Source organism: Demequina litoralis (genome assembly GCF_030418455.1).
GTDB lineage: Bacteria > Actinomycetota > Actinomycetes > Actinomycetales > Demequinaceae > Demequina > Demequina litoralis.
In genome coordinates, this window is record NZ_JAUHPW010000009.1 from 138,013 (window position 1) to 149,062 (window position 11,050).

The following is an 11,050-nucleotide window of genomic DNA, read 5'->3' on the forward strand; positions in this document are numbered from 1 at the left end:
GGCCATGACGCGCGCCCCCGGGAGCGCCGCCGTCGCGCCCCACCTCAGGCGCGCACGAGTCGGCGTCTCGTTGATCTTCTTCACCAACGGCATCGTGCTCGGCGGCTTCGCGCCGCGCGTCCCGGAGCTGCGCGACCAGCTCGGCATCTCGTACGGCGCGCTCGGCGTCGCCATGGCGATGTGGTCCATCGGCGCCCTCGCGCTCGGGCTGCTCGCGGCCGCGATGATCCGCCGGTTCCGCTCGTCGCGCGTCGCGACGGTCGCCATGGTGGTCTCGGCGACGGCGATGCTCGCGGCGGGGCTCGCCCCCAACGTGTGGACGTTCGGCGCGGCGCTGTTCGTCGTCGGCGCCACCGACGCGTGGGTCGACGTCGCACAGAACGCGCACGGCCTCCGCGTGCAGCGCCTCTACCGGCGGTCGATCCTCAACTCGTTCCACGCGCTGTGGTCCATCGGCGCCGTCTCGGGCGGCCTCATCGGCGGCCTCGCCGCCGGGCTCGGCGTCGCGGTGCCGTGGCAGTTCGCGCTCGGCCTCGTCATCGTGATCGCCGCGAACGCCGTCGCGTACCCGCTCCTGCTCGCCGGGCCCGAGCCGGCCCACGCGGGCGAGGAGGGCGCCGACGAGACGCCCATGCCCCACCCGCAGCACCTGCCGCTGCGCCACGTCCCGCTCCGCACGTGGGGGCTGCTGCTGGCCCTCACCGTCATCGCGATCGCGGGCGGCTGGGCCGAGGACGCCGCCTCCACGTGGTCGGCGAGCTACATGCGCGACGAGCTGGCGGCCGGCGCCACGCTCGCCGCGCTCGCCTTCGTCGCGATGCAGGGCTGCCAGTTCATCGGCCGCCTGCTCGGCGACGGCATGGTCGACCGCTGGGGCCAGCGCACGGTCGCGCGCTGGGGCGGCGCGCTCGTCGCGGTCGGCATGGGTCTCGCCCTCGCCTTCCCATCGCCGTGGGGCACCATCGTGGGGTTCGGCGCCGCCGGCTTCGGCGTCGCGACGCTGATCCCCGGCGCGATGCACGCCGCCGACGAGCTCCCCGGCCTGCGCACCGGCACCGGGCTCACCGTGCTGTCGTGGCTGCTGCGCGTGGCATTCCTGCTGTCCCCGCCGGTGGTCGGCGCTATCGCCGACGCGACCTCGCTGCGCGTGGGGCTCACGCTCGTGCCGGTCTTCGGCGTGCTCGTCGTGGTCCTCGCCGGGGCGATGGCCACCCGCAAGGAGCCGCACCCCGCGGTCCGGGACGCTCAGTCCTCCTCCTAGCGCCCCCACCACCGCTGCCGGGACACTGAGGCCTCATGGACCACGTCAAGGCGAGCCCCCACGCCCCGGCCGGCTTCTTCGAGGCCGAAGCCGCCGGCCTGCGCTGGCTCGCGGCGGCTGGCGGCGCCCAGATCGCGCGCGTGCTGGACGTGCGCCCCGGCCGCATCGTCCTCGCGCAGGTCACGCACGCCGCCCCCACCGCGGCCGCCGCCCGCACCTTCGGACGCGACCTCGCCCGCACCCACGCCGCAGGCGCTCCCGCGTTCGGAGCGCGACCGGAAGGCTGGGACGGGCCGCTGTTCATCGGCAGCCGTGGCATGCCCGCGCTCGCACACGACAGCTGGGGCACCTTCTACTCGCAGGCACGCGTGCGGCCCTTCCTCGCACCCGCGCTCGCCGCCGGCTTCCTGCGGGCGGACGAGGCGCGGCTGGTCGAGCGGGCCTGCGCGCTGCTCGAGGCAGGCGCCTTCGACGACGACACGCCGCCGGCTCGGATCCACGGCGACCTGTGGGCCGGGAACGTGCTCTTCTCCCCCGACGGCGTGGTGCTCATCGACCCCGCGGCGCATGGCGGGCACCCCGAGACCGACCTCGCGATGCTCGCGCTGTTCGGGCTGCCGCACCTGGACGATGCGCTGGCGGGCTACGACGAGGCCGCGCCGCTTCGCCCGGGGTGGCGGGAGCGCGTCCCGCTGCACCAGCTGCACCCCCTCGCGGTGCACGCCGCCGGGCACGGACGCGCGTACGGCATCGCGCTGGCCGAGGCCGCCGACACTGTGCTGCGGCTCGCGTAGGCGAGGCCACGGCGCCGCGGCTCACCCGGACACGCTCGCACCACTCGGCCGAGCGCCGCATCCCGCCCGCCCATCGCCCCGTCGAACCCGTCGACATCAGCCCAAATGTTGCAGACCCGGCGGCTCTCGCATTGAATTGCGTCAATTGTCAGGAAAAATCCCCTGGCAAGGACAGGAGAGACAACGATGTCACTGCTATCGAGGCACCGGCGCGCGCGCTGGGCCGCCATCACCGCCGTCGCCGCGGCCGCCGGCGTCGCCTGCGCCAGCGCCGTGAGCGCCGCGCCCGCCACCCCAGCGGCCGCCGACCGCGCGGCCAAGCACGCGCCCGTGATCAAGCACACCGGCAAGGCCCCCACGGGCTACGAGGTCACCTTCGAGCTCTACGCCCCGGACGCCGAGCGCGTGCAGATCAAGGGCGAGTGGTACTTCGCGCGTCCGTCCGAGCTCGACCCGTACGCGGGCACACCCGAGGACCCCGTGGTCGAGAGCCCGGGGATCATGCCGGCCGACTGGCAGGCGGGCGACTTCCCGCTGGCGTCGCCGAACTCGACCAACCCGAACTGGCCCGTGGTCGACATGGTGGAGCGCGGCAACAGCGGCGTGTGGACGTACACCACCCCCCTGCCAGGCGGGACCTTCACGTACGCCTACTACGTCGACTGCGAGACGGCGGACCAGAGCGGCTGCACGCCCGTCGCGGACCCGTCCAACCTCGCGTGGAACGTCGGCGACGACGGCGAGTCCGCGGGCTCGGTCGTGCCCAACAGCCAGATCTACGTGCCCGCCGACGCGGACTTCGACCCGAGCGACACGTCCTGGCAGGAGCCCGTCGCGGACGGCGGCACCCTCGAGCTCGTCACCTACGACTCGCCCGGCCACGTCTCCCCCGTGGACGAGAACTACATGGTGGTCTACACGCCGCCCGGCTACGACGCCGGACGCGCCGAGCCGTACCCGACGCTGTACCTCAGCCACGGAGGCGGCGAGGACGCGCTCGGGTGGAGCACCCAGGGAGCGCTCGCCCCGATCATGGACAACCTCATCATGTCCGGCGAGGTCCAGCCGATGGTCGTCGTGATGCCCAACGGCAACGGCTACCCCGCCTCCACGGAGAACGAGGCGTTCCGCACCGACCTCATCGGGACCGTGTTCCCGTACATGGAGGCGCACTACAACGTCTCGACCGAGGCGGCCGACCGGGCGTTCTCGGGGCTCTCGGCGGGCGGTATGCGCACCAACCAGCTCATGCTCTACAACACCGACGCGTTCGACTATTACGGGATGATGTCGGCCGGCATGCCCCCGGGCACCACGCTGTCGGATCAGCAGATCGCCGACCTGCAGGAGGCGTCGATCTTCGTCGGCGGCGGCTGGCAGGACGTGATCCACGCGGTCGGCTTCAGCATCGGCACGCGCCAGCTGCACACCGGACCGCTCAACGAGGTGCGGCTGCTCACGGATGCCGGCATCCACGTGAGCACCGACTTCGTCAACGGCGGCCACAACTGGTCCGTGTGGCGCACGCTGCTCAGGGACTTCACGACCCGCGTGGCGTTCCTCCCGCCCACGTCGGCGCCGCCGACGAGCTGACACGCGCGACCCCGAGGGGCGGCGCGGCACAGCCGCGCCGCCCCTCGGCGCGCTACAGGTCGATGGCCTCCCCCACCGCGACGCGCTCGACGTCGATCGGCGACAGCACGCCCGTACCGAGGAAGCGCGTCACGGAGGCCGCCCCGATCTCGGACAGCATCGCGTCGTGGATCTGGATCGCACGCGCGGGCGCGACGGCGCGGACGTAGTCGGCGGCCTCACCGAGCTTCACCCACGGCCCGCTCACCGGCACGAGCAGCACCTCGACATCCACGCCGGGCGGGGCGTACGAGTCACCCGGGTGGTAGACGCGTCCGCCGATGAGGTAACCGACGTTGGCGATGACGGGCAGGTCGGCGTGCACCACAGCGTGGGTGCCGCCGTGAACCTCCACGTCGATCCCGCCGACCGCGAACGCGTCCCCGGGCGCCACGGCGGCGGCCCGGCCGGGGAAGCGCGTGACCCAGCCGCCCACCACGGCCTCGGGGCCGTAGACGACCAGCTCGGGCCGGTCCGCGAGCGCGGCCAGGACCACCTCGGCGTGGACGTGGTCCGGGTGCTCGTGGGTGAGCAGCACGGCATCGGCGCCGGCGAGGAGCGCCGCCGCGTCCGGGGTGTAGACGCCCGGGTCGACCAGCAGGCGACCATCGCCCGACTCGACGGCGACGCAGGCGTGGGAGTGCTTGGTGAGGCGCATGCGCCCAGCCAATCACGCGGCTCGGCGGGCCGGGCGCACGCATCGGCGGCGCGTGTCGCCGGCGCGTGTCGCCGGCGCGTGTCGCCCGCGGGTGTGGTCGCCGCATGTCAACGACGCACGCGCGAACGTGGAGGATTCCGGGCGAAGACCACGCGCCCCTCTCCCAGAACCCGCAACGTTGCCGCACCGGGCGGGAGCGCGGCCACCCCGCCCCCACCCCCGGGAATACATCAGCGAGACTCGCGTTAATTACATGCGTACGCATATAATCGGCGTCAGCGGCAGGGATGGACGTCCCGGCCACACCAGCGAGAGCCCTCGAAGGAGGCCCACCATGCAGTTCGGCATCATGTCCGTCTCGGACATCACCCGCGATCCCGTCTCCGGCCACACCCCGTCCGAGGCGGAGCGCATCGACGCGATCGTCAAGATCGCCGTCCACGCCGAGGAGGTGGGCCTCGACGTCTTCGCGACCGGCGAGCACCACAACCCGCCGTTCTTCTCGTCGTCCCCCACCACGCTGCTGAGCCACATCGGCGCCCTCACCGAGCGCCTCGTGCTCACCACCTCGACGACGCTCATCACCACGAACGACCCGGTGCGCCTCGCGGAGGAGTACGCGATGCTGCAGCACCTCACCCACGGCCGCATGGACCTCATGCTCGGCCGCGGCAACACCGCGCCCGTCTACCCCTGGTTCGGCCAGGACATCCGCCAGGGCCTGCCGCTCGCGCTCGAGAACTACAACCTGCTCCACCGCCTGTGGCGCGAGGACGTGGTCGACTTCGAGGGCCAGTTCCGCACCGCGCTGCAGGGCTTTACCTCGACCCCGCGTCCGCTCGACGACGTCCCGCCCTTCGTGTGGCACGGCTCGATCCGCACCCCCGAGATCGCCGAGCAGGCCGCGTTCTACGGCAACGGCTACTTCGCGAACAACATCTTCTGGCCCAAGGAGCACTACAAGCGCCTCATCCGCTTCTACCGCCAGCGCTTCGAGCACTACGGCCACGGCACCCAGAAGCAGGCGGTCGTCGGCCTCGGCGGCCAGGCCTTCATCGCGAAGAACAGCCAGGACGCGCACGACCAGTTCCGCCCGTACTTCAACGAGGCCCCCGTCTACGGCCACGGCCCGACCATGGAGGACTTCGAGGAGATGACGCCGCTGTCGGTCGGCAGCCCGCAGGAGGTCATCGACAAGACCCTGACCTTCCGCGAGGCCTTCGGCGACTACCAGCGCCAGCTGTTCCTCATCGACCACGCGGGCCTGCCGCTCAAGATGGTCCTCGAGCAGCTCGACCTCATGGGCGAGCACGTCGTGCCGGTCCTGCGCGCCGAGCTCGACAGGCTCCGCGACCCGGAGACCCCCGCGAACCCGCCGTCGCACGCGGACCTCGTCAAGGCCAAGTACGGCGATCAGGCGCCGCGCCAGCCGCGCCCCAACGCCAACCGCGGCGACAACGTTACCGGCGGCTCGCCCTACCAGGACTCGGAGTCCGCGGTCGACTCCTACCCCACCCTGTAGGAGCCTCGACGTGACCACCGCACCCGTGTCCCGTGCATCGTCCCGGGGCCGCACGCGCCTCGCGAACGATGCGTGGGAGGCCGCGCTGGGCGCCCACACCGCCCTCATGCGCCGCTTCACCGAGGACGACGTGTGGGCCGGCCTGTCGATGCGCGACTACGACGTCCTCTACACGCTCGCGAAGTGCGATGCACCGCAGCGGCTCGGCGACCTGGGTCGCCACGTGCTGCTGAGCCAGCCGGGCCTGTCCCGACTCGTCGACCGTCTGGTCGACCGGGGGCTGGTGGCACGATGCGCCGACCCGAGCGACGCGCGCGCCGCGCACCTCTCCCTCACGGACGAGGGGCGCGCGATCCAGCGGCGCGTGGGCCGCGCGCACGGCGCATCCGTCGCCGCCGCGCTCACGGCCCGCCTGAGCGACGAGGAGCTCGTCCTCCTCGAGTCGCTCTCCCGCAAGCTCTCCCTCACCGATGACGACCTCCCCGAGGAGACCCCATGACCGACTTCCGCCTCGTCGTCGTGAGCGCCGGCGTGTCCGACCCCTCGTCGACCCGCCTGCTCGCCGACCGCGCCACCCAGCGCGTCACCGCCCTCGCCCGCGAGCGCGGCCACGCCGTCACCGTCACCACGATCGACCTCCGCGAGCTCCTCCAGGAGCTGCCCGCCGCGCTGTCGAGCCAGCTGCTCGGCCCCCGCTTCACGCGGGCCGTCGACGCGCTGCTCGCCGCGGACGCGGTCGTCGCCGCCGCCCCGGTCTACAAGGCGGGCGCGTCGGGCCTGTTCACCAGCTTCTTCCAGGTGCTCGACAACGACCTGCTCATCGGCAAGCCGGTCATCCTCGCCGCCACGGCCGGGACCGCCCGCCACGCGCTCGTGGTCGACGAGGAGATGCGCGCCCTGTTCGCGTACCTGCGGGCGCTGCCCGTGCCCACCAGCCTCTTCGCGTCGACCGAGGACTGGACCGACACCGCGCTCGGCACGCGCATCGACCGCGCGGCGCGCGAGCTGGTGCTGCTCATGGAGTCCGGCTTCGCGCGGGCCGTGCGGGACGATGCGTGGGGCGCCTACCAGCACACCTACGGCTCCGGCGGCGGCACCGAGCTCGACATCGACCTCGGCTCGGACATGATGCGGCTCGCGACCGGCGGCTCGCTGCGCGACCCCGAGGACGACCCCTTCGACCCGCGGAAGGGCTGATGACGACCGAGGTCGCACGGTCCGAGGAGCGCGGCCGCTACGAGCTCGCCGTCGACGGCGAGCTCGCCGGCTTCGCCGACTTCCGCCTGCGGTCGGGACGCATCGTGTTCACGCACACCGAGATCGCGGACGCCTACGAGGGTCGCGGGCTCGGCTCGGCCCTGGCCGAGGCCGCACTGACCGACGCCGCCTCGCGCGGCGAGACCATCGTGCCGCTGTGCCCGTTCATCGCGCGCTACCTGCGCCGTCACGACGTCCCCGGCGCGGAGGTCGCCTGGCCCGCCGGGTGAGGCCGCCCGCCGTGCGCGCGGGCCCCGCGCGGGCCACGATGGAGGCATGCCCATCGAGCAGATCCACGACCTTCCCGCCGGCACGCTCGGCTTCCGCGGCACCGGCCTGGTGAGCGCAGACGACTACCGGGCCGCGCTCGAGCCCGCGATCGACGCCGCCGTCGAGGCGGGCGGACCCGTCAACCTCGTCTACGTGCTCGGCGACGACTTCGAGCGCTACTCGCTCGGGGCGATGTGGGAGGACGCGAGGCTCGAGGGCGTCCCGCACCGCGCGTGGGGCCGCTTCGCGCTCGTCACGGAGCACGAGGTGCTCGCCGAGGCCGTCCACCTCATGTCGTTCCTCTTCCCGGGCGAGCTGCGCATCTTCCCGGGCCGCCACGAGGCCGAGGCGATCGCCTGGGCGAGCGGCGCCGAGGACTGAGCGCTACGCGACGCCCGCCACGCCTTCCACCGTCGCGCGCACGCGGATCGCGGTGGAGCTGAACGGCTCCTTGCCGGGCGCGTCCCACGCGGTCGAGCCGCCCTCGCCCGCCCACGCGTCGAGGTTCGCGCCGAGCGTGCCCCGCAGGGTGCCCACGACGACGCCGTCGGCGTCCGGGGCCGCCCAGTCCACGGGGAACGATGCGGTGCCGCCGCCGTGCAGGGATGCCTCCGCGGTCGCGGACAGCGCCTCGACCGACGAGACCGTTCCGAGGTCCTCGACCACGGCGGCCCGCGCATCGGCCGCCCGCAGCGCATCGTGCTGCGCCCGGGTGAGCCCGAGGACGCCGCCGTGCTTGGTGGACGCGCGCAGGTGGAAGCGGTCGCTGTCGAGCGGCGTCCACGGCGTCTCCGCGTCGAGGTCCGTCGACACCATGGGCCGGTAGCCGACGGACGGGATCACGTCGACGTAGAGGTACCAACGGTCCTCGCCGTGCGCCCGGAACATCGTGGGGCCCTCGACGCCGTGCCCGGCGGCGTAGCCCTCGCCGATGCGCGTCTGGACCTCGCGCCAGGACGCCTCGGGCTCCCACCACCGCGGCGCGTCGGTGACCTCCATGAACAGGCCGCGCGCGGTCGCACCGTTGTCCTTGGTCACGCGGTACGTGCGGCCGCCGTGCTGGATCATCGTGGTGTCGATCGTGTCGTCGCCGTGGTCGAGCAGCACCCCGCCGAAGGCGAAGGTCTCCTGCGTGAAGTCGGTCGTGGAGCCCCACAGGATCACCTGATGGTCGCCGACGGTCGAGGTCCAGTAGACGACGAACGCGCCCCGGTCCTCGCCGTGGAGGTCCGGCACGAAGGTCGTCTCGGCGGCCCACATCATGCCCATCGCGGGCGCGCCCGCGGCGGGCGCGCCGTCGGGCCCGAGCGCGACGTCGAGCTGCCGCAGCGGCGACCACGTGATCAGGTCGCGCGACTCCCACACGTTCATGCGCGTCGAGTAGCCGTGCGACCACCCGGCCCAACCCGCATCGTCCCCGCCGAAGACCCGCAGGTCCGTCGCGAGGATGTAGTACGTGCCGGTCTGCGGGTTGAACGTGAGGTGCGGGTCGCGCGCGCCGGTGGTGCCGAGGTGCGAGGCGAGGATCGGCGCGCCGCCGTTGAGCGGGTTCCAGCGCTCGGGGTCGTCGCCCTCGGACAGGTCCAGGTAGATCTTCTCCGCGTAGCCCTCGGGGTCCTCGAGGAAGTGGACCATGAGGTAGCCGTAGGGCTGGCCGGCCCCGGCGCCGGCGGTCATCGGACGGTGACCGTCACGGCGACGTCGCGCAGCGCGGGCAGGAGCTCCTCCTCGGTCTCCATGTCGAGCACCGGCATGCCGTCCGCGGCGAAGTGGACGCGGCGCACGAACATGTCGCGGCCGGTCAGCCCCTTGTGGTCGGTGCGGGCGTGGAAGACGTACAGGAGGTTGCCGTCCTGGTCCTCGGACCACATGCCGTGGCCGGTGCCCAGCTGCATCTCGCCGTTGAACGGGCCCGACTTCTGGATCGGGTAGTTGAGGCGGGTCCATGCGGCCGGGTCGGTGAGGTCGATCCCCTCGCCCGCGGTGGCGGTGACGAGGCCGGTCGTGTAGCTGTCGCCCACGGTGGAGCCCGAGTACAGCATCCACAGGCGGCCGTCGCGCACGAGGACGTTGGGGCCCTCCGCGATGAAGTTGTCCCACGCGTACTCGGGGGCGACGATGCGCACGGGCTCGCTCGTGAGGCGCGTCGGGTCCGCCGGGTCCATCGTCGCGATGAACACCGAACCCAGCATCTGCCAGGCGTAGTAGTGCGTGCCAGAGTCCTCGAAGTACGTCATGTCGAGCGAGATGCCCTGGATCTTGTTGAGCGCGGAGCCGTCCGCGCAGAGCACGTGGCGGGTCGCGGTCCAGTGCTCGGGCACGGTCGGGTCGAGGTGGTTCCCCGCATCGTCCTTGCGCAGCTGCACGATGCTCGCGCGGCCGGACCACATGTCGGTCGGGTCGCCGTACGAGGGCATGAACAGGATCGACAGGGTGCCGTCGATCAGGTGGATCTCGGGCGCCCAGAAGCAGCCGGTCATGGGGTTGCCGTCGGCGTCGATCGAGCTGTGGACGAGCAGGTCGACCTCGGTCACGCGGCCGGCCTCGAGGGCGTCGTCCGAGAGGTCCTCGATGCGGTCGGCCATCCGGATCGGCATGCCGACCGGCTCGCCGGCGTTGGCGACCGGGTCCATGTGGAGGTCCTTGGTCGCGATCATGAGGAACTTCTGCACGCCGTTGAAGTCGAAGCGGTAGACGCTCGGGTCGGCGCGCTCGTCGGCGAACGGCGTCGGGTAGACCTCCTGGCGGACGCGGCCGGCGACCTCGTGGGTGCCCGGCATCGCGGTGTCGATCGCGGCGAGGGCGTCGGCGTCCCACGCGATCGCGAGCGAGCCGGTCGAGCCGTCGCTGTAGTCGAGCTCGAGGCGCGCCGGGAGCGCGTCGACGGTCAGCGTGGCGCCCGCGGCGACCTCGACTGCCGGCAGCGGACGGGCGCCGGTGTTGACGATGGGGCCGAAGCGCACCTCGAGGCCGCGCGCGATGGCGGCCGGGATGGTCAGCGGCGCGCCGTGCTCGAGGCCGGGCACCTCTCCCTCCTCGACCGCACCCACGGTCGACGCGTCCGCGAGGTCGGCGACCGTCGCGTGCCTGGCGACCCCCGCATCGTCCGTCCAGGACACGACGTACGCGTCGCGCATCGCGTCGTGGACGGCGGCGGGACGATGCACGCCGTCGGTGACGCCGAGGTCGAGGAGGCCGATCTCGTCGTACGCGAGCAGGTCGGGCGAGGTGGCGACGAGGACGCTCGAGCGCTCGGTGCCGTCGGGCTCGCCGCCGCGGGCGACGCGCGTGGCGATCACGCCGTAGCCGCCGTCGCGCAGCGCGAACAGGTGCGGATCGACGAGCGAGCGGAGGATCTCCTCGGTGGTGCCGGCGGCCGCGGGCGTCTCCGAGACCCGGGCGAAGAAGATGCCGTAGTCGTCGAAGAGCGGCGCGAAGCCGTCGGGACCCTCGAGGGCGAGGTGCATGCTCAGCGCGACGTCCTCGTTGTTGGCCTCCGCCGCCGTCGTGGGCGTGCGGTGGTAGGCGCGGACACGGCGCTCCATCGGGTCGGTCACGGGCGCTCTCCTTCGAGTCGGGCGGGGTGGGGCGTCGCGCGCGGCGCGCGCCGCGCGGGGCCGCCGGGGGCTTTTCATCGGGTACCGAGGCGGGACAAA

General features: G+C 73.0%; 11 protein-coding genes. 8 read left to right on the forward strand and 3 right to left on the reverse strand.

Going from position 1 to position 11,050, the window contains the following annotated elements; genetic code table 11:
• Window positions 1-4: 4 nt before the first annotated feature.
• The 3 genes from QQX09_RS11910 (at window position 5) to QQX09_RS11920 (ending at window position 3,648) form a co-directional block, all read left to right on the forward strand.
• Entirely contained in the window at window positions 5-1,261 is a 1,257-nt protein-coding gene (locus QQX09_RS11910) for an MFS transporter (protein ID WP_301135004.1), read from the forward strand.
• Window positions 1,262-1,296: 35 nt separating this feature from the next.
• Window positions 1,297-2,055 (forward strand): fructosamine kinase family protein, encoded by a 759-nt coding sequence (locus QQX09_RS11915; RefSeq protein WP_301135006.1) that lies wholly within the window; start codon window positions 1,297-1,299, stop codon window positions 2,053-2,055.
• A 186-nt stretch (window positions 2,056-2,241) separates the two neighbouring features.
• The gene (locus tag QQX09_RS11920) at window positions 2,242-3,648 is read left to right on the forward strand and encodes an alpha/beta hydrolase-fold protein (protein WP_301135007.1); all 1,407 of its coding nucleotides are present in this window, start codon (window positions 2,242-2,244) and stop codon (window positions 3,646-3,648) included.
• 52 nt (window positions 3,649-3,700) lie between these two features.
• Here the strand turns inward: QQX09_RS11920 and QQX09_RS11925 are convergent, their stop codons facing one another.
• Complete coding sequence (locus QQX09_RS11925; protein WP_301135009.1) at window positions 3,701-4,345, reverse strand: MBL fold metallo-hydrolase; 645 nt, start codon at window positions 4,343-4,345, stop codon at window positions 3,701-3,703.
• Between the two features lie 334 nt (window positions 4,346-4,679).
• Between QQX09_RS11925 and QQX09_RS11930 the strand changes: the two genes are divergently transcribed.
• From QQX09_RS11930 to QQX09_RS11950, 5 genes are read left to right on the forward strand one after another with little or no spacing between them, the layout of a single operon-like run.
• Window positions 4,680-5,867, forward strand: a complete 1,188-nt coding sequence (locus tag QQX09_RS11930) for a CE1758 family FMN-dependent luciferase-like monooxygenase (RefSeq protein WP_301135011.1) — start codon at window positions 4,680-4,682, stop codon at window positions 5,865-5,867.
• Between the two features lie 10 nt (window positions 5,868-5,877).
• Window positions 5,878-6,366: a MarR family winged helix-turn-helix transcriptional regulator gene (locus tag QQX09_RS11935; protein WP_301135012.1), complete on the forward strand. Its 489-nt coding sequence runs from the start codon at window positions 5,878-5,880 to the stop codon at window positions 6,364-6,366.
• Window positions 6,363-7,064 (forward strand): CE1759 family FMN reductase, encoded by a 702-nt coding sequence (locus QQX09_RS11940; RefSeq protein ID WP_301135014.1) that lies wholly within the window; start codon window positions 6,363-6,365, stop codon window positions 7,062-7,064. The genes QQX09_RS11935 and QQX09_RS11940 overlap by 4 nt, the downstream gene beginning before the upstream one ends.
• Window positions 7,064-7,354 carry a GNAT family N-acetyltransferase gene (locus QQX09_RS11945; protein ID WP_301135021.1) on the forward strand — a complete coding sequence of 97 codons (291 nt, stop codon included), beginning with the start codon at window positions 7,064-7,066 and terminating at the stop codon, window positions 7,352-7,354. Before QQX09_RS11940 ends, QQX09_RS11945 begins: the two co-directional genes overlap by 1 nt.
• A 46-nt stretch (window positions 7,355-7,400) precedes the next feature.
• The gene (locus QQX09_RS11950) at window positions 7,401-7,775 is read left to right on the forward strand and encodes a SpoIIAA family protein (RefSeq protein ID WP_301135023.1); all 375 of its coding nucleotides are present in this window, start codon (window positions 7,401-7,403) and stop codon (window positions 7,773-7,775) included.
• Between the two features lie 3 nt (window positions 7,776-7,778).
• Here QQX09_RS11950 and QQX09_RS11955 read toward each other — a convergent pair whose 3' ends face one another.
• Together QQX09_RS11955 and QQX09_RS11960 are read right to left on the reverse strand one after the other, a co-directional pair.
• On the reverse strand, window positions 7,779-9,071 hold the full coding sequence (locus tag QQX09_RS11955) for a glycoside hydrolase family 43 protein (protein ID WP_301135025.1): 1,293 nt from the start codon (window positions 9,069-9,071) through the stop codon (window positions 7,779-7,781).
• A complete protein-coding gene (locus QQX09_RS11960; RefSeq protein WP_301135027.1) occupies window positions 9,068-10,951 on the reverse strand; it encodes a family 43 glycosylhydrolase in 1,884 nt (627 codons plus the stop codon). The genes QQX09_RS11955 and QQX09_RS11960 overlap by 4 nt, the downstream gene beginning before the upstream one ends.
• Between the last annotated feature and the right edge of the window lie 99 nt (window positions 10,952-11,050).

Bases quoted from the DNA above. Each gene is read 5' to 3' on its own strand.
- QQX09_RS11910 (WP_301135004.1), top strand. From the start codon at position 5: ATGACGCGCGCCCCCGGGAGCGCCGCCGTCGCGCCCCACCTCAGGCGC.
- QQX09_RS11915 (WP_301135006.1), top strand. From the start codon at position 1,297: ATGGACCACGTCAAGGCGAGCCCCCACGCCCCGGCCGGCTTCTTCGAG.
- QQX09_RS11920 (WP_301135007.1), top strand. From the start codon at position 2,242: ATGTCACTGCTATCGAGGCACCGGCGCGCGCGCTGGGCCGCCATCACC.
- QQX09_RS11925 (WP_301135009.1), bottom strand. From the start codon at position 4,345: ATGCGCCTCACCAAGCACTCCCACGCCTGCGTCGCCGTCGAGTCGGGC.
- QQX09_RS11930 (WP_301135011.1), top strand. From the start codon at position 4,680: ATGCAGTTCGGCATCATGTCCGTCTCGGACATCACCCGCGATCCCGTC.
- QQX09_RS11940 (WP_301135014.1), top strand. From the start codon at position 6,363: ATGACCGACTTCCGCCTCGTCGTCGTGAGCGCCGGCGTGTCCGACCCC.
- QQX09_RS11945 (WP_301135021.1), top strand. From the start codon at position 7,064: ATGACGACCGAGGTCGCACGGTCCGAGGAGCGCGGCCGCTACGAGCTC.
- QQX09_RS11950 (WP_301135023.1), top strand. From the start codon at position 7,401: ATGCCCATCGAGCAGATCCACGACCTTCCCGCCGGCACGCTCGGCTTC.
- QQX09_RS11955 (WP_301135025.1), bottom strand. From the start codon at position 9,071: ATGACCGCCGGCGCCGGGGCCGGCCAGCCCTACGGCTACCTCATGGTC.